This is a genomic window from Winogradskyella algicola (assembly GCF_005869935.1).
Lineage (GTDB): Bacteria > Bacteroidota > Bacteroidia > Flavobacteriales > Flavobacteriaceae > Winogradskyella > Winogradskyella algicola.
Window position 1 is genome coordinate 280,394 of record NZ_SZQF01000001.1, and the last position, 17,306, is coordinate 297,699.

A 17,306-nucleotide genomic window follows, 5' to 3' on the forward strand; every position below is an offset into this window, starting at 1 on the left:
ACAGCTTGCACAAAAGCACTTAGACTCTAAAATAAACATACTTGCCTTTTGCCTTTTAAACAATCACTATCACTTTGCTGTTGAAGTCTTAGGTGAAACAAAAGAAGTTAATCAAGCCTTATCTAACTTTTTTAATGCCTACACCAAAGCGTTCAATAAACAAAACCAGCGAACAGGAGCATTATTTGAAAGACCATTTAAAAGAAAAGAAGTTAAAGATGAAACATATTTAAAACAACTCATTTTATATATTCATCAAAACCCTGAAAATCATAAAATAGTAACAAATTTTGAAGATTATAAATTTTCATCATATAACTCTTATATATCAAACTTAGATTTTATTTCTAAAGCATCTAGAGACTACATTATAACTCTATTTGATAACTCAGATAATTTTAAATACACGCATCAAACAATTATGTCTGATTTTGACACTCAAATCGATAACGAAGAAAGCGCAAGACCTGCTAGGTTTGAAAAACCTGCAAGGTCTATGAAAGAAAAATTTTACAACTACATACAAGAATTACAAGATACCATAACCTCTAAACTTGAAGCTATTGATGGCAAAGCAAAATTTCAAGAAGATCTTTGGAAACGACCAGAAGGAGGTGGTGGCAGAACTCGTGTGATAGAAAACGGCAATGTATTTGAAAAAGGCGGAGTTAATATTTCTGCTGTTCATGGTGCGTTACCAAAAAGTATGCAAGCCTATTTTGGTGTTAAAGATGCTGATTTTTTTGCCTGTGGATTGAGTTTGGTCTTACATCCAAAAAATCCTATGGTACCAACCGTACATGCTAATTGGCGCTATTTTGAAATGTACGACCAAGACGGCAATATTGTAGATCAATGGTTTGGTGGTGGACAAGATTTAACACCTTATTATTTGTTTGAAGAAGATGCAAAACATTTTCATCAAACTTGTAAAACAGCTTGTGATAAGCACAACACAGACTTCTACCCAAAATACAAAGCACGTTGCGATGAGTACTTCCATAATGCGCACCGCAATGAAGCTCGAGGCATAGGTGGTTTATTTTTCGATTATTGTAAAGCAACTAATGAGATGACCATGGAAAACTGGTACGATTTCGTCACTGAAGTTGGTGATAGCTTCTTAGAAGCTTATGTTCCAATTGTTGAAAAGCGTAAAGATTTGCCATACACTCAAGAACAACGCGACTGGCAAGAAATTAGACGTGGTCGTTATGTGGAATTTAATTTAGTACACGACAAAGGCACACTTTTCGGACTTAAAACAAATGGTAGAATTGAAAGTATTTTAATGAGTTTACCACCACACGTGCAATGGGTTTACGACCATCATCCTGAAAAAGGAAGTGAGGAAGAAAAACTGATTGATGTTTTAAAAAATCCTAAAGAGTGGGTTTAGTTCTACTGCCAAACTGTAGAAGTATCTAAATTATTTTTTAGTTCATTAGACCTGTGGAATAATCTGGCTTTTAATAGCAATCGTCTACCTTCAGGTTGTCTTGTGTAAACCAGTTTGGTTTTTCCCATATGTTTTACCCAATGCTTCAGAAAGCACTGCGCATCCTCTTTGTTTTTACCAAACACTTCTGGAACTGGATAGAAATTTTCAATATTAAATCCCTTTTTAAAAAAATTGGTGTTGATAATTATATATCTCGGAGATATCACTGGCTCTAAAAGTTCAGTTAATGTCTTAACAAAAAAGGCTTCTTCATAATTACTAGCACCTTTTAAATTACAAACCACAGCATTAGAGACTAATTTGTGCGTGTAGACTTTAATCCTGTTTCGATCTGTATTTAAAAGTTGCATCTCATCCATAGTATCTACAATTGTTAATCCCATATTCTTTATTTTTCTATGTAAAAAACCATGTCTTAAGTAGTAAACTGTAGCCTTGTAAAGTTTATAGCCAAAGTATGCCAAAGCAATACAACCAATAATCTTTAATCCTGAAATAACCTTTGGCGGAGCTGTAAGATTGAATGCTAACAAAATACTACCGAAAAAGAATACTACTAAAACTAAAACTATTTCGATGATGATTAACTGCGATGCTTTTGCAAAATAGAACTGTCGTTGTGCATTAAACTGCGGTGTTTTAAAATCTTGAAGTTGTACTTGTCTGGTTAATTTATTGCCTTCACCTATTGAATTTTTCCAATTCACAAAGGTCTGTGCTCTTCCTACAGAATTGGTTACACTTGATGCATTTAAAGTCTCTAAATCTTGCACAGATATTTCATTTGGGATACCCAAACGTTCAAAACCATTTGTGATGTATGGTAATTTTGTATTGGTAATACCAACAAAGGCTTCAAACCTTCGCTTTAATAATTCTAACTCTTTTCCTCCATATTCATCCGTAGGATCAATGCAAGCTAAATGCCAGATATTACTGGTTTTTTGAGGATTATTTGCATCTCTTCTAATGGCTCTTCCTCGCATTTGGTTAGACGACACAAAAGACCCAACAAAAGAAGCCAATATTAAACTGTTTATAGATGGTGCATCCCAACCTTCGCCAAGCAAGGCTTTTGTGCCTATTAAAACTTTAAAAACACCATCTTCAAAAAGTTTGGTTACAATACCTACAAGGGCTTTTCTCGCTTTATCAGATCCTGTAACTAAGACAAAATTATCGTCTCCTTTTAAGGTTGTAAACACATACGAATTTTCATTGCCATAGGCTTCAATAGCGTGCATTTTAGAGTAGTGAATTACAACAATAGTACCTGTAAGTACAGCCAAATCCGTGTTATCTACAGAGCTTGTTCTCAGATAATGAAAAATAGGAACAACACCTATCTTATTAATTTGCTCAAAATCCTGATCTGAAGTGTTTAAGAATTCTTTCCGAACATAGTCCGTTAACACCACACAGCGTAAATCATCTTTAAGTGATAGTCGTTCTGAGTTTACAATTTCTACAATACTTTCAAGCTTACTAGGACTAAAAGCCAATGATTTGTAAACTGTATCATTACCTGATAAATTAACCTTGTTTTTTTCTAAAAGATTAAGTTGTCTTAATTGTTTTCCGAGCTTTGAAAGATATTCTTCATAATCTTCAAGTTGCTCTCTGTCTTCAACTAAAAGGTTTTGCAACAAAATTTCTAACCATTCAATATCTAAGTTTGGGAAACTAACATTATCTGTTTTACTCAATCCTAAAATGCTCAATCTATAATTATCTACAGGAATATTAACTGCATTAAGCGTTATAAGAAGTGATGAAAAAAACGTGGTATTGGCATAAATTGCATCTTCATAATCTTCTGGATTAGTGTAAAAGCGATGATTTTCAATAAGCGAAATAAACGTCTCATCGCTTAACAAATCTGCTTTTAGCGTTTCAATATTATCTCTATATTCTTGAATGTGATACAATTCAGAATCGTATGGTTTTGAGAAATAAACAAAATCTTGATGTGGACTCAAATCCTTTTCCCTTATAAGATTTGGTACTGAGATTTCATCATCTACATCACCACAGAGTGTAAAATATTTACTTACCTCTAAACTCGAACTATCGTAAGGTGGTGTTGCTGTTAGTGCTACAATAAAATACGATTTGCTCTTTTTTAGAGCGATCAAACAATTCCACCACGCATTTTTTAAATGATGTGCCTCGTCTAAAACGAGTGTTTCAATATTGTGCGTTTTAAAAAATTCAAGAAAGTCCGTTTTATCCTCAAATGATTTGTAAAATGAATGCAGAGACTGATAGGTAGAGAATGTGATATCGCTTGGATCTTTTACATCAAACGAAAAGGCTTCAAACGCCTTGTTATCTGTAAAAAACGACTGTAATCTATCTTGCCATTGATCTCTAATGGTTAATGTTGGTGCAAGCACAAGCGTCTTTTTTCCTATTCGCCTTAAGATTTCAATACCTAAAATTGTTTTACCAGAACCAGGTGGTGCAATAACATGAAAATGCTGATCTGAAATGTGTGTCTCAAAATTATCTAATAGTTGCTTTTGGTAGCTTCGCCAAGGAAATTGAAATTCTAAAAGACTGAGACGTTCTGACACTCTTAAATGGGTTATATTGATTAACTTTGTATTTGCTAAAAATAAGCATATTCACTTTTATATTCAGATTTACAATTATGTTCCCAATACGAAGAAACCGAAGATTAAGAACAAGCGAAGCAATTAGAAGTTTAGTTAGAGAAAACTACATAACGCCAAACGATTTTTTGGTACCGCTTTTTGTGGTTGAAGGCAATGGTGTAAAGGAAGAAATTGCTTCTATGCCTAATTACTATCGTTTTAGTTTGGACTTACTTAAAGACGAAGTAAAAACACTTTGGAGTTTAGGGTTAAAATCGGTTTTATTATTCGTAAAAGTTGATGATAAATTAAAAGACAATAAAGGTACTGAAGCATTAAACCCAAATGGTTTGATGCAACGCGCTATACAAACCGTAAAAGCCGTTTGCCCAGACATGTTGGTAATGACAGATGTGGCTTTAGATCCATTTTCATCTTATGGACACGATGGTATTGTAGAAAATGGAAAAATTATCAATGACGCTACCGTTGAAGTTTTAGCCGAAATGAGTCTTTCTCATGCTGAAGCTGGCGCCAATTTTGTAGCACCAAGCGATATGATGGATGGTCGTATTCTAGGCATTAGAGAAGGCTTGGACCAATCTAACTTTTTAGATGTTGGCATAATGAGTTATTCTGCAAAATATGCCTCAGCTTTTTATGGGCCTTTTAGAGATGCTTTAGATTCTGCACCTGTAGATATGATAGATGTACCAAAGGATAAAAAGACGTATCAAATGGATTTTGCTAATCGTGAAGAAGCGCTTAGAGAAACTGAAATGGATATTAACGAAGGAGCAGATATTGTTATGGTAAAACCAGGACTTTGCTACTTGGATATTGTAAGAGATATTAAAAACACTTTTGATGTACCTTTAGCTGTTTACCAAGTATCAGGTGAATATGCTATGCTTAAAGCTGCTGCAGAAAAAGGTTGGTTAGACCATGATGCTGTAATGCTAGAGCAAGTTACATCTATTAAGCGAGCTGGTGCTGATATTATAGCTTCTTATTTCGCTAAAGATGTTGTCAGAATTTTAAATTCTTAGACGAAATTCTAAATTAATTAAACTTATGTCATCCTGAGCGTAGTCGAAGGGTTGCTAAGGATGTTGTGAAATTAATACAATAAAACTTGAAACGGTTTGCCTCTATAGCATTAATTATAATTATTGGAGGCTTAGGAGTTTTGTTTATTTCCTTAAAAACACTACAACCTCAAGTTTGTGGTGTAAAAGATTTTGAGCCATTTTGTGGAACAACAAATCTATCTGAAAATGCTTATGAAGGCAAGCAAATCTTTAATGCCAATTGTGCTGCATGCCATAAGTTAGATCGAGACATGACAGGTCCTGCACTACGTGAGATAGGTAAGAAATATGATACTTTAACAATTATAAAATTCCTTCATGGTAATAAAACCTTAATTAAAAGTAAGGGGTATAATAACGTTTGTGTAAACTTCCCAAATTTGACTTATGAGGAAGCTTCTAACCTGCTGAAGTATACACAATGATTCATTATCTTTATTGGGCTTTAGTTTGAAAACAACCCTTCACCTATATCTAGTCCCCAATTTATTCCGAGAATCGTGACAAGATTGTCTTCTACTTGAAAATCTTTACCAAAACCTCCAGTAATATTAATTTTTTTATTGAGCTGATAGGTAATATTACCTACCGATCTAAATTTATTATCACCATTGGTTCTTCTTAGATATTCGTAAGAAAATTTTATCTTTTTAAGCTCAAATTCTAGCTTTCCACCAACATCCCAGAAATCTTCTTCAAAATACATGCCTTCTGAATTTATATTAAACCCATTATCTATATATCTACTTATTCCGTAGATGTGTAAATAATCTTGGTCGTTAAATTTAACTGCAAAGTCTGCTGTAAACCAACTACCAAATCTATTGGCAGTGGAAGCGTTAAATTCATTTTCTTTAAATAAAATACTATAACCTAAGGCTGCATCTAATCTAAAGATAGGCTTTACTGCTTTTGCGTTGTTAGCAACAAAATATTCTATTAGGTTACATCTTTCCTCTAAATACTCAGCAACTACAAATTCTTTAGTTATATCTTCCTTCTTGCTAACATTCATTGCAAGTAGAATTTGCATACCTTTTTCCGCAATCTCATCAGGATCGTCTGGATCCTGTTCTTCAAAAATTCTATCTAACATTGCATCTGCTTCTTCATGTATCTTTTCTGAGTAGCTTTCATCGATAGATTCACAAGAACCAGAAGCAGGCAGATTCAAATCACTTGCTATTAGAAATTCTTCAAAAAGTTGATTTAAAGGTTTTTGTACACCTTCTTCAATTTTTTTAATTGAACCCTGAATCTTTTGTAATCTATTTGAATTATAAAATTGTAAAAGCGTAGTTCTTAACCCTAGAGCAGCTACTTTTTTTTCGTCATCGAATCCCTCAAACTTTTTATCTAAGTAGCCCATAGATATTGATGTATTAGTTTTTATACCTATAAATGGGTCGATGTAGAATTCCCCTTTTTTATTTGTTTTAATCCCTCTAAAACGCTCATAGGATCGCTGCCTTTTTAAGTCAACTAACCAATATGGATTTACTTCTACTGCAATATTATTATTAGAAAATCCATTTGATAAATATACACCAAGGGCTCTAATATTATCTGGTGTGTTTATCTGGGTCGGTGTCTCTTCTAACAAACTAAAAGCAGGATTGCTAGTGCTTTCAAAATTAAAACTATTAATAGACGCTTGCTCTTGTGCGGCCAATAATAAGCCACAAAAGCAAAATACCAGTGTATATTTTATTCTAGTCATCAAAAATTACTTTTATTTTTTTAACCACGTTAAATGTCTGGTCATTTGAACTTCCCATATTAAAGTCATCATCATATTTTGATTCATATAATTCAGCTTTTGTTGGGTCATTAGTATCGTTAAGATGATAATCAATTTCAGTTGTTTCAGCTATTTGTTCTTTAAGATTTAAATCATCTACTATAAGACTTATTCTTATTTTAATAATGGGTCTTGCGACCAAACGCTTTTTGGTAATTATAGCCTCAAATTGGTCTTGGTCATTAACATAGACTTTAACTTTTCGCCATTTTCTTGGACTATCTGGACGATAAATTGATATATATACGCCATTTGGCCCATCAATTAAAGCGTCTGTATTGATTGATAAATTAATTTTTATCAGATTGTCATTTAGTTTCGTTTTAAAAGTTTCCATTACTTCTTAAGTATTTTAAATAAAATCAATAATGTATTCTCAAGACTTCAACTTTTTAAAACACATTATTTTTTCAAAAATTAAATTATGCTACCAAATTAGGTCTAAAGGGAAGGGAGATAAATACCCAATTACAGGTATATTAAGTTTAAAGTTACAAAAATGTATACTATTATTTAAAGTGAAAAATAGATTTTGTGTTTTTTATGACTATATACTAGCGTTCCGCTTCTTTCACTGTATAGGTTTTTTCAACATAACCTATTTTACCATCCTTAGAAATTGCTTCAACAATCACGGAAACCTCACCTATATAATCATCATTATAAAATTCTAAATAATATTTACCCTCATCGTTTAATTTAATATCTGGTTCCCAGTGGATGACGCTTCTATTGTCTGGTATTACCCAATCTTGGTTAGATAGGGTGTCATAATTTGGAGCATAAAAGTCTACTGATTTTGAAAATCCTTTAATGACATCTATTTTTGCTCCTTTTGTCTTAACAATACCATTGATTCCATTACCAGATTTTGTGTAAATATTTATAAGAGCTACATAAGTTGGACACGTATGTGCCCTTAGGACCTCATCGCAATATTTATTCTTATTTCTTGGAGATTCTAAAATATCTATACTTTCTACTTCTTCTACAGGAATGCTTTGAATAAAAGGATACTCTCGGATGGCCACAGGAATATTATCAACCAACACATATGTAAAACCACCTGCATATTCTGTACCTCTTACAACTGGTCTTAGAAATTGGCTATGTGGTGGACCCTCGTCAATAATCATTACCTTATCAGGAAACTTTGATCTAATTACACTTAAGACTCCAAAATTCCATTTTGGCGCTTTTTCAACTAAATCTTTGCCATTAATAACTTTTGTTGGTTCCCCATGTTTTTCTATAAACTCTTCTCGCTTTGGGGTTAATTTATAACCTTTTACATTTACTTCTCGCAATGCAACAGTATTGCTATAAGTGTCTTCAAAATCTTTAATTGCTTTATTTGCTGCCTCTATTTCTTTAGTGATGCTTTGTTGTATATTAGCTAAAATTTTAAAGTTATACTTCTTTTGTGTTACAGCAGGAAACCATTTTTTGTCTACATTTATTTTAAAGTCTATTGGTTTCCCCTTTTTGTCAACCACTTGCATAAAATACTCGGAAGTAGTTTTATAAATATCATCTATTTGGAAAGAATAGTGACCAGTTGATGCTATTTCTTCATTGTAAAATATTGGATTGTTGTCACCAGACACCATGAGATTAATATCTAAAGGCTTATTAGGCCTTTTATTGGGATTAAAGTACTCACCAATAGTACCTGATAATTGTAAGTGTTTTTCTGGCTTAAAGGTAAATGAAACCAGAGGCTTTTCATTCTCATAAATATAGTTTCTCCAACCTTGAGTAAGCAATAACGCATCTAAGTCTAATTTTCTAGTTCTATTAGAGTTTTCAAAATAGTAATCTGGATATTCAATAAATCCTTTTAACTCAGAGTTCAACAATAAATGTGCTAAAATATTAGAAGTATGTTTTTCTGAAGCATCTCGTCTTTTTTTATTAATTACCAATGCCGAAATAGTTGTTCCTTTATTGACATAAATACTATCTAAACCTACTTGGACCCTAACTTTCTCGCGTTGCGAATAATTGGTTTTATCTGAGCTTAAGCTTATGTATAAGCGTTGTTCGTCCCTATTATTAAAAACCAGACGTTCGCACAATATCTGGTCTTTATCATTACGAACAGTAATCTTTATAATACCATCTGGAAGTGATTCTTTGGGAATAGCTGTGTTTATATTACTTGTTTTATCAAACCTAAATCGCTGGTATTTTACACTACGAGATGACACATCAATAATTAGGTATTTTGATTCTTCATTTTTTGAAGAAACAGACAGCCTCAATTGATCTTGTAGGTCGACAATTGTTATAACACTACTTTTAAAGTATACATTCGGTAAACTATATTTGTAAGTCGTCTCGTCCTTTTTTATCAATGCATAGTAGGACATTCCTGCTTTGGGTTGTAATTTAAAAGTTCCCATACCCAAAGCATTACTTCTAAATGAGGTAATCTCTACGTTGTTGTTATCTTTTATAACTCCATTTACTTGATAACCCAAACCATTGTAATCTAAAGCCTTAAAGCCAACTGTACTTAATAAACCACTAACTAGTTTTCCGCCTTCTGGAAAAAATTGAAGGTCTACATAATCATTATCGACAATAATGGTTTCTGTATAAATATCATCTCCTGTATCAATGAATTTATTCTTCGACTTAACCTTTAATTTTATTTCAGCTTTAGTTACTGTTTCAGGTAATATATGGTCTAATTTATAAATGCCTTCTTCATTTTGTTCTAATGTAAGTGAGTCGATGGTTGTTGCCGTTTCCAAACAAACTTTTAACTCCCCTTTAAAATCTTTATTTAAGATTTTAGGGTTAATATCTGCTTGTATTGATTTATAGTTACCTGTACCAACAACTACATTTATAATTGCTTTTTGTCTTTTGATATCTTCTTGTAGGTTAACAACCTCAATAGCTTTGGAAAACATAAAATCTTCCTCAAAATTTCGATTCCAATATGTGTAGGCTCTTATTCGATACTTTCCTGGTTTGTAACTATTCTCTAAAACAAAAGATCCATTAGAGGCTCCATTAACCAATTTCAGCAATTGACTTTGAATAATATTTTCATTAGCATCTATTAAATCTACATGTAAAATACCACTAAGATCCGATAAGCTGTTGTCATACGATTTTACAACTACAGCTTTATACCAAACAGTCTCACCCGTCTGATAAAGTGTATTATCTACTTGCAAATAAATCTTTTCGGCTAAGCTAGTTCTAGATAATGAGGGCTTGGTAATATCATTAAACACCTGTCCACTACTGTACAAAATTGAAAATACAACAAAGAATAATGCTATTTTTTGTTTCATCGCAAAGCATTTGATATGTAAGATAATCAATTTTCAAATAAAATAGAGTTACTGTATTTCTAACACTATATCATAAGAGTAAATAAAAACACTTAGGAGTATTAATACCGAAGTAAAGTTCTTTAAATTCTTTTAGTTTCAAACTTTTATTAGTTTATTTTGAAAGCACATAAAATTGTCAAAGATGTTGTAAAATTGATTTTGTAATTTAGCACTAACTAAAATTTTAATACATTAATGGGCTTACTCATATTTTACGCCATCATTTCTATTTTCTTTTCTTTTCTGTGTTCTATTCTTGAGGCAGTGTTGCTAAGTATTACACCAACGTTTATTAATGTAAAAAAGAAAGAAGGCAAAGCTTATGCAACTGAGCTTGAAGAACTTAAAAAAGACGTAGATCGTCCGTTAATTGCAATACTAACCCTAAATACTATTGCGCACACAGTTGGTGCAATATTGGTTGGTGTACAAGCTAAAGTGGCTTATACAGAATTATATGGCAATACTAAAAGAAGTATTCTTGGTATAGAATTTACCGAAGATGTAATGGTTGGTTTAGTCTCTACTGTAATGACTATTCTTATTCTGGTAGCATCAGAAATTATCCCTAAAACAATTGGTGCAACCTTCTGGAAACAACTTGCCAATTTTACAGCAAAGGCACTAAATGTTTTAATTTTTCCGTTAAAATGGACAGGCATTTTATGGGTATTACAATTAACCACAAAACTAATAGGTGGCAAAGGTCATGGTAGTGTATTAAGCAGAGAAGGTTTTGTAGCTATGGCAGATATTGCTCACGAGGAAGGAGTTTTTGAAGAAAGTGAAAGCAAAGTCATTAAAAACCTGCTCAACTTTAAAGAAGTACAAGCCAAAGACATAATGACTCCGCGTACCGTTTTAAAAACTGAAAACGAAACCATGAAAGTTAGAGACTTTTTTGAGGCTAACTCTAACATACGTTTTTCAAGAATTCCTGTTTACACAGAAAACTCAGATAATATCACTGGTTTAGTTTTAAAGGACGAGGTCTTCAAAGAAATGGGATTGGGGAATGGAGATAAATTACTGTCTGAAATAAAGCGAAGTATTATTATTGTAAACCGAAGTCTTCCTATTCCAACATTGTTTGAACAACTTGTTGAAAGCCGTAACCATATGGCTTTAGTAGTAGACGAGTATGGCTCTGTAAGCGGTATAGTAACTATGGAAGACGTTATTGAAACACTTCTAGGACTAGAGATTATGGATGAAAGCGATAACGTTTCCGATTTACAAATGCTCGCTAGAAAAAGTTGGGAAAGTAGAGCAAAACGCTTAGGTCTTATAGAAAACGATAACCCTGAAAATTAATGGATACTTATTTTATTGAAACACCCATTGGTTATACTAAAATTTGTGGTGACCAAGATGGTATTTCTTCTGTTTCAATAATAGACAAGCCTGAAAATACTTCTGATAGTATTCCTGAATCTCTATTAGATTGTGTATCTCAACTTAAAGCGTATTTCAACAATCAGCTTACAACTTTCGATTTAAAATTAAATCCTGAAGGCACAGATTTTCAGAAAAAAGTTTGGAACCAACTAAAAACAATTCCTTACGGAAAAACCATTTCTTACTTAGAGCTAGCCAAACAACTTGGAGATGCAAAGACCATACGCGCTGCAGCGAGTGCTAATGGTAAAAATCCGCTATGGATAATTGTACCTTGCCATCGCGTTATCGGTACAGACGGAAGTCTAACAGGTTATGCTGGTGGTTTACATAGAAAACGATGGCTACTAAATCACGAAAGTGAATACAAACAACAAACACTTTTTTAATGTATAAATCTGGTACCGAATTTTTAAAACGTTTTTTTAAAATATCTACCATTTATAAATATGGTTTTAACTGGTCGCCAATGTATCGCAGGACTACTGCTAAACTCATTGAGGTAAGTGACGATTTACATTTTGTAAAAATTAGAATAAAACTCAACTGGAAAAACAGAAATTATGCAGGTACCATTTTTGGTGGAAGCATGCTCTCTGCCACTGACCCTATTTATATGATTCAGCTTATACAAATCCTAGGAAATGATTATGTAGTTTGGGACAAAGCTGTTGAAGCCAGATACAAGAGGCCTGCTAAATCAACAATATATGGTGAATTTAATTTTTCAAAAACGGAAATAGATGATCTCAAAACTAGAGTTGCTCAAGAGAATGAAATAGACCTCTTAAAAACCATGCACTTGGTAGACGAGGAACAAAATATAATTGCTACTTTTAATAAAACACTTTACATCGCTAAAAAGTCGTTTTATAAAGAAAAACTAAAAAACCGTAAAAAACCCTAATATTCCAAAATGAAATTCTTAAAAAAGCTACTCAAATTTTTAGTTATACTTATTGGACTAACTGTTGCTGTACTTTACATAACAGATACAGATTATTTATTAAAAGCTGTTAGAACTATTTATTTAAACGGACATACTACAGCATTTTTAGAAGACTACCAGTATTTTGATAATAAAGAAATTAAAGCGAGTGATAAACCGGAGCCATGGCCACATCACAAAGATTACAATTCCGTAAAACCAACTGATGAACTTTCTAAAGCAAACAAAGATTGGGGAACAATTGCTTATGTCATCATAAAAAATGACAGCATTTGGTTTGAAGAGTACTATGATGGTTTTGGCGAAGACTCTAAATCCAATTCCTTCTCAATGGCAAAAAGCTATGTATCTGGTATGTTAGGCAAGGCTATTATGGAAGGTTACATAAAAAGTTTAGACCAACCTATTTGTGATTTTCTTCCTGCATTTTGTGAAGGTAAAGCAGCAAAAATGACTGTTGGCGATTTAAGTAGCATGGCCTCTGGTACTAATTGGGATGAGCGCTATTATTCACCATTTTCTATTACAACACGTGCTTATTTTGATGACGATTTAGCAAAGGTTAGTAATGGCTTAAAAGTTGTTGAAGAACCAGGACAGGCCTTTAAATATGCTAGTGGTGACACACAAATGCTTGCTATGGTAATTGAAAAAGCAACCGGTAAAAAACTGTACAAATACTTGGAAGAAAGCTTCTGGAAGCCTCTTGGAAGCGAAAATGATGTGCTTTGGCAAGTTGATAGTGAAGATCATGATTTGGTAAAAGCCTACTGCTGTATAGCCGGAAATGCTAAAGATTTTGCACGTTTTGGAAAGCTATATAAAGACCATGGCAAGTGGAATGGTAAACAAATATTAGACTCTGCATTTGTTGCCAAATCCATTACTCCTCGTTTTTCAGAAAGTCCAGAATACGGTTACGGTTGGTGGATGAAAGATGTTAATGGCAAAAGCTTTAAGATGATGCGTGGGCACCTTGGGCAATACGTTATTGTACAACCAGAGGATAATATTATTATTGTTAGACTTGGACACCAAAAATCGCCAGACGCTGGTATTGGTGCCTTTACCTATGATATTAGTTTATATATTGATGAGGCTTATGAAATGTTAGGCTTATGATCTCAAAACTCAATCTAGAAAACATATTGTTCTTAGATATTGAAACCGTTCCAGAGACGGAAAAGTTTTCAGAACTAGATGCTACCAAACAAAGTCTTTGGGAAGCTAAATCTAGATATCAACGTAAAGAAGAGTTTTCCGCAGAAGAGTTTTATAACAGAGCAGGCATTTGGGCAGAGTTTGGTAAAATCATCTGTATTTCTGTAGGTTATTTTAAAATGGAAGGTGATATCCGAAATTTTAGAGTGACTTCCTTTTATGGTGAAGAAGATAAAATCCTGAAAGATTTTAAAAACCTTGTTATTTCTCATTTCAGTCAGAATAAACATTTGCTTTGTGCGCATAATGGTAAGGAGTTTGACTTTCCATACATTGCAAGACGTATGATTATTCATAATATAGAATTGCCATACAAACTCAATCTTTTCGGGAAAAAACCTTGGGAAGTACCTCATCTTGATACTTTGGAGTTATGGAAATTCGGAGATTATAAAACTTATACTTCTCTTAAACTATTAACTAATGTATTGGGCATTCCTTCACCAAAAGATGATATAGATGGTAGTGAAGTTTACCGCGTATATTACGAGAAAAATGATATTGATCGCATTATTACCTATTGTGAAAAAGACACTGTAGCTGTAGCACAGGTTTTCTTAAGGTTGCGAGGAGACGATTTACTTCACAAGACTGAAATAAAACATATTTAATAGTGTATTTTTAATAAAAGAGATGTGATAAAAAAAATAAAGTCCAAACAAAATTGTTTGGACTTTATCATTATTTACAAAGAAGAAGAACTACTGTTTAATGAACTTTTTAGAAATTACTTCATCACCAGCGCTAACTTCAATGAAATAAACACCTTGAGTAAGTGACTCTACATTTATTTCTCTAACAGCATTTCCTCTTAGCACTGTTTGTCCAAGCATATTTACAATACTGTACGACGTCTCAATATCTCCATTACCATTAAGACTTAAATGTAAGACATTTTTAACTGGGTTAGGGTAAATTGTAAGTGACGCTAATGTCAATTCATCTTCATCACCTAAAATATCTGCTCTAGTTCCAAACTCTACCTTTCTAGTACCAGAACAAGAAGTTTCGTAAACCTTAACATTAGAGAATGTAGAGGTATTACCAGAGCCAGCATCATTGTCATTAATAAATACAAGTCTATCCATTGTTCCTGTGTAAGAATCACCAACAGGTATTACATAAGTAGTTGTACCACTCGTATAGTTATCATAGTTAGTAACACCATAATTCTGTGTTCCATAGAATTTAAAATAGAATGAAGACGTTAATGAATTATCATTTTCAAATCCTATTCCATGTATTTCTCCTTCTGATGTACTGCTAAACTCTAATTCTATCACGGTATTAGCTGTTACGGTGTAAGGGAAATCAATATACTTCCAAGTGTTATTAGTTAATGTAAGTGATGCGCCTCCACTACCAATAGAGTTTGCACCATTATTATCTTGATTAGAGAACGAGTTAAGCGTGTAATCATTAAAGTTTATAGTATCGCACTCTGTTCCTCCACCAGAACCATCTGTACTTAATTGTAGGTCGTCTATAGCAATATCACTAGACCAGCTAGAGCCTGTTGTACCAACAAAACGTAAACTTACAACCTGACCTACATAAGAACTTAAATCTATAGACTCTGAATTCCACTGATTACCTTGGTTACCAGATAATGACCATAAGGTAGACCATGTGTCGCCTTCATCGAGAGATACTTGTAAAGTTATTGAACCTACACTTGTACCATACATATGATTTTGGAAACTAAATGTAGCTTGTGACTCATTTGAAAGATCAAAACAAGGGCTTTCTAAAATAGCTGTAGCATTTGCACCTATTTGTCCTGCACTTCCATTTGTAGATGCTTCTAAGAACATATAAAAAGAACCATCTGCACCAGAACTTGGTCCTGTATTAGAAGAAGGTGTACCATTAGAATCATTTATCCAATCACCATCATCTCCACTTGCTTGTGTCCATCCATCACCAGACTCAAAACTTTCAGAATAAGGAAATGATGTCACAGTAGAAGTACAATTTGAAGGTACAACACAAGGTGCACAAGAACCTCCACAATCAACACCTGTTTCATCACCATTTTGAATACCGTCGTCGCAGGTAGGTGCAGCACCTCCGCCAACACAGAATTGAGTTGCTTCTGAACTACCAAAAGAACCACCTGAAGCTAAAGAACCCGAAGCGTCTGTTACTGAGTAAGAACCATTTCCGTAAGAACAACAAATACCATCACCATATGCATCGTTTATTGTAAATGTGTAACAACCATCCGGTAAACATAAATCCTCACTGATTGTAGAGCCGTCTGGCTGAGAACCATAAGTTCCACCTGAAGCTACTGTTTGACCAGAATCGTTAGTTACTGACCAAGATGTTTCTTCAGGGTAATTATCAAATGTAATAGAAACATTAACTAAATTATCGTTACATCCTGTTTGACATGGAGCGCATGAACCACCACAGTCAACACCAGTTTCATCACCATTTTGGATACCGTCTGAACATGTTGGAGTTGTTCCTCCTCCACTACATTTATCAGATAACGCTAGACTTCTTCTTACACCGCCTGGCTCTAAAATAGCACGCATTCTGTCTTTTTGTCCCTGCGTAAATAGGTTCATACAAGAGTCATCACTATAATCCATATAGTTTTGAACCATATCAGTAGTTCCACAAGAAACGTGTCCTGTTGCACAACCATAATTTGCAGCATCAGAAGTTGGAGTGTCACTTACAAAATCATCAGCACCACAAGCGCCATCTCCCCAAATATGTCTTAGGTTTAAGAAATGACCTACTTCATGTGTTGTCGTTCTACCCTTATCAAAAGGAGCTGATAAATAAAACCCTGAACCACCATCACTACTACCAAAATACTGAGGACTCATTACAACACCATCAGTAGATGCGCTTCCGCCTGGGAACTGAGCATAACCCAAAATTCCACCTCCAATATTACAAACCCACATATTTAGGTATTCTGATGTGTTCCATGGATCAACACCACCTTGCGAAGAACTTTTCATAGCGTCATTGGTTCCCCAAGATGTTCTTGTAGATGATTTTCTTGTAATTCCGTTTGTAACATTCCCACTTGGGTCCACTGTCGCCATACAAAACTGTATTTCTGTGTCAGCTGCCTGAGACCAAGTATTATCTGCATCAGAATTTAATCTTCTAAAGTCATCATTTAAGACTTGTATTTGAGATAAAATCTGTGCGTCGCTAATATTTTCGTTAGCATTGCTATAAATAACATGTACAACAACAGGTATGGTAATAATATTACCATCAATTCTGTTCTGTGTCATTTGAGAAATTTTAGCCTGAGTATATTGCTCAATTTCTTGCATCCTATTTTCTAAGCTAGGATCAAGCTGTTTTCGATATTCTAAATTTTGCATAGTTGAACATTCCCTTTGTTGGGCCAACAAGCTTCCAAAAAATAAGAAGCACATAAAAACTAATGTAATCTTGTT

The 17,306-nt window shown here is 33.6% G+C and carries 13 protein-coding genes; 8 read left to right on the top strand and 5 right to left on the bottom strand.

Going from position 1 to position 17,306, the window contains the following annotated elements; genetic code table 11:
* The first annotated feature begins 496 nt into the window (after nucleotides 1-496).
* Entirely contained in the window at nucleotides 497-1,399 is a 903-nt protein-coding gene (gene hemF, locus FC091_RS15315) for an oxygen-dependent coproporphyrinogen oxidase (RefSeq protein ID WP_246035798.1), read from the top strand.
* 2 nt (nucleotides 1,400-1,401) lie between these two features.
* On the opposite strand, the gene FC091_RS01120 is transcribed toward hemF, so the two are convergent.
* Nucleotides 1,402-4,038: a DEAD/DEAH box helicase family protein gene (locus tag FC091_RS01120; protein ID WP_171032432.1), complete on the bottom strand. Its 2,637-nt coding sequence runs from the start codon at nucleotides 4,036-4,038 to the stop codon at nucleotides 1,402-1,404.
* Nucleotides 4,039-4,115: 77 nt separating this feature from the next.
* Between FC091_RS01120 and hemB the strand changes: the two genes are divergently transcribed.
* Nucleotides 4,116-5,108 carry a porphobilinogen synthase gene (gene hemB, locus FC091_RS01125; RefSeq protein ID WP_138432441.1) on the top strand — a complete coding sequence of 331 codons (993 nt, stop codon included), beginning with the start codon at nucleotides 4,116-4,118 and terminating at the stop codon, nucleotides 5,106-5,108.
* An 86-nt stretch (nucleotides 5,109-5,194) separates the two neighbouring features.
* On the top strand, nucleotides 5,195-5,575 hold the full coding sequence (locus FC091_RS01130; protein ID WP_138432442.1) for a c-type cytochrome: 381 nt from the start codon (nucleotides 5,195-5,197) through the stop codon (nucleotides 5,573-5,575).
* A 20-nt stretch (nucleotides 5,576-5,595) separates the two neighbouring features.
* Here FC091_RS01130 and FC091_RS01135 read toward each other — a convergent pair whose 3' ends face one another.
* The 3 genes from FC091_RS01135 to FC091_RS01145 all read right to left on the bottom strand — a co-directional run bounded on the left by FC091_RS01135 (nucleotide 5,596) and on the right by FC091_RS01145 (nucleotide 10,262).
* Nucleotides 5,596-6,870 carry a hypothetical protein gene (locus tag FC091_RS01135; RefSeq protein WP_138432443.1) on the bottom strand — a complete coding sequence of 425 codons (1,275 nt, stop codon included), beginning with the start codon at nucleotides 6,868-6,870 and terminating at the stop codon, nucleotides 5,596-5,598.
* Nucleotides 6,863-7,288 (bottom strand): hypothetical protein, encoded by a 426-nt coding sequence (locus FC091_RS01140; RefSeq protein ID WP_138432444.1) that lies wholly within the window; start codon nucleotides 7,286-7,288, stop codon nucleotides 6,863-6,865. Before FC091_RS01140 ends, FC091_RS01135 begins: the two co-directional genes overlap by 8 nt.
* A gap of 217 nt (nucleotides 7,289-7,505) precedes the next feature.
* Nucleotides 7,506-10,262 carry an MG2 domain-containing protein gene (locus tag FC091_RS01145; RefSeq protein ID WP_138432445.1) on the bottom strand — a complete coding sequence of 919 codons (2,757 nt, stop codon included), beginning with the start codon at nucleotides 10,260-10,262 and terminating at the stop codon, nucleotides 7,506-7,508.
* 237 nt (nucleotides 10,263-10,499) lie between these two features.
* On the opposite strand from FC091_RS01145, the gene FC091_RS01150 reads away from it, so the two are divergent.
* Genes FC091_RS01150 through FC091_RS01170 form a run of 5 tightly spaced genes read left to right on the top strand, consistent with a single transcriptional unit; the run spans nucleotide 10,500 to nucleotide 14,483 of the window.
* Nucleotides 10,500-11,618, top strand: coding sequence for a CNNM domain-containing protein (locus FC091_RS01150; protein ID WP_138432446.1), 1,119 nt, complete (start codon nucleotides 10,500-10,502; stop codon nucleotides 11,616-11,618).
* Nucleotides 11,618-12,091: a methylated-DNA--[protein]-cysteine S-methyltransferase gene (locus FC091_RS01155; protein ID WP_138432447.1), complete on the top strand. Its 474-nt coding sequence runs from the start codon at nucleotides 11,618-11,620 to the stop codon at nucleotides 12,089-12,091. The genes FC091_RS01150 and FC091_RS01155 overlap by 1 nt, the downstream gene beginning before the upstream one ends.
* A complete protein-coding gene (locus FC091_RS01160) occupies nucleotides 12,091-12,609 on the top strand; it encodes a DUF4442 domain-containing protein (protein ID WP_138432448.1) in 519 nt (172 codons plus the stop codon). The genes FC091_RS01155 and FC091_RS01160 overlap by 1 nt, the downstream gene beginning before the upstream one ends.
* Before the next feature lie 9 nt (nucleotides 12,610-12,618).
* Nucleotides 12,619-13,773, top strand: coding sequence for a serine hydrolase domain-containing protein (locus FC091_RS01165; RefSeq protein ID WP_138432449.1), 1,155 nt, complete (start codon nucleotides 12,619-12,621; stop codon nucleotides 13,771-13,773).
* Nucleotides 13,770-14,483 carry a 3'-5' exonuclease gene (locus FC091_RS01170; protein WP_138432450.1) on the top strand — a complete coding sequence of 238 codons (714 nt, stop codon included), beginning with the start codon at nucleotides 13,770-13,772 and terminating at the stop codon, nucleotides 14,481-14,483. Before FC091_RS01165 ends, FC091_RS01170 begins: the two co-directional genes overlap by 4 nt.
* A gap of 90 nt (nucleotides 14,484-14,573) precedes the next feature.
* Here the strand turns inward: FC091_RS01170 and FC091_RS01175 are convergent, their stop codons facing one another.
* On the bottom strand, nucleotides 14,574-17,231 hold the full coding sequence (locus tag FC091_RS01175) for a M43 family zinc metalloprotease (protein ID WP_246035777.1): 2,658 nt from the start codon (nucleotides 17,229-17,231) through the stop codon (nucleotides 14,574-14,576).
* Nucleotides 17,232-17,306 lie beyond the last annotated feature (75 nt).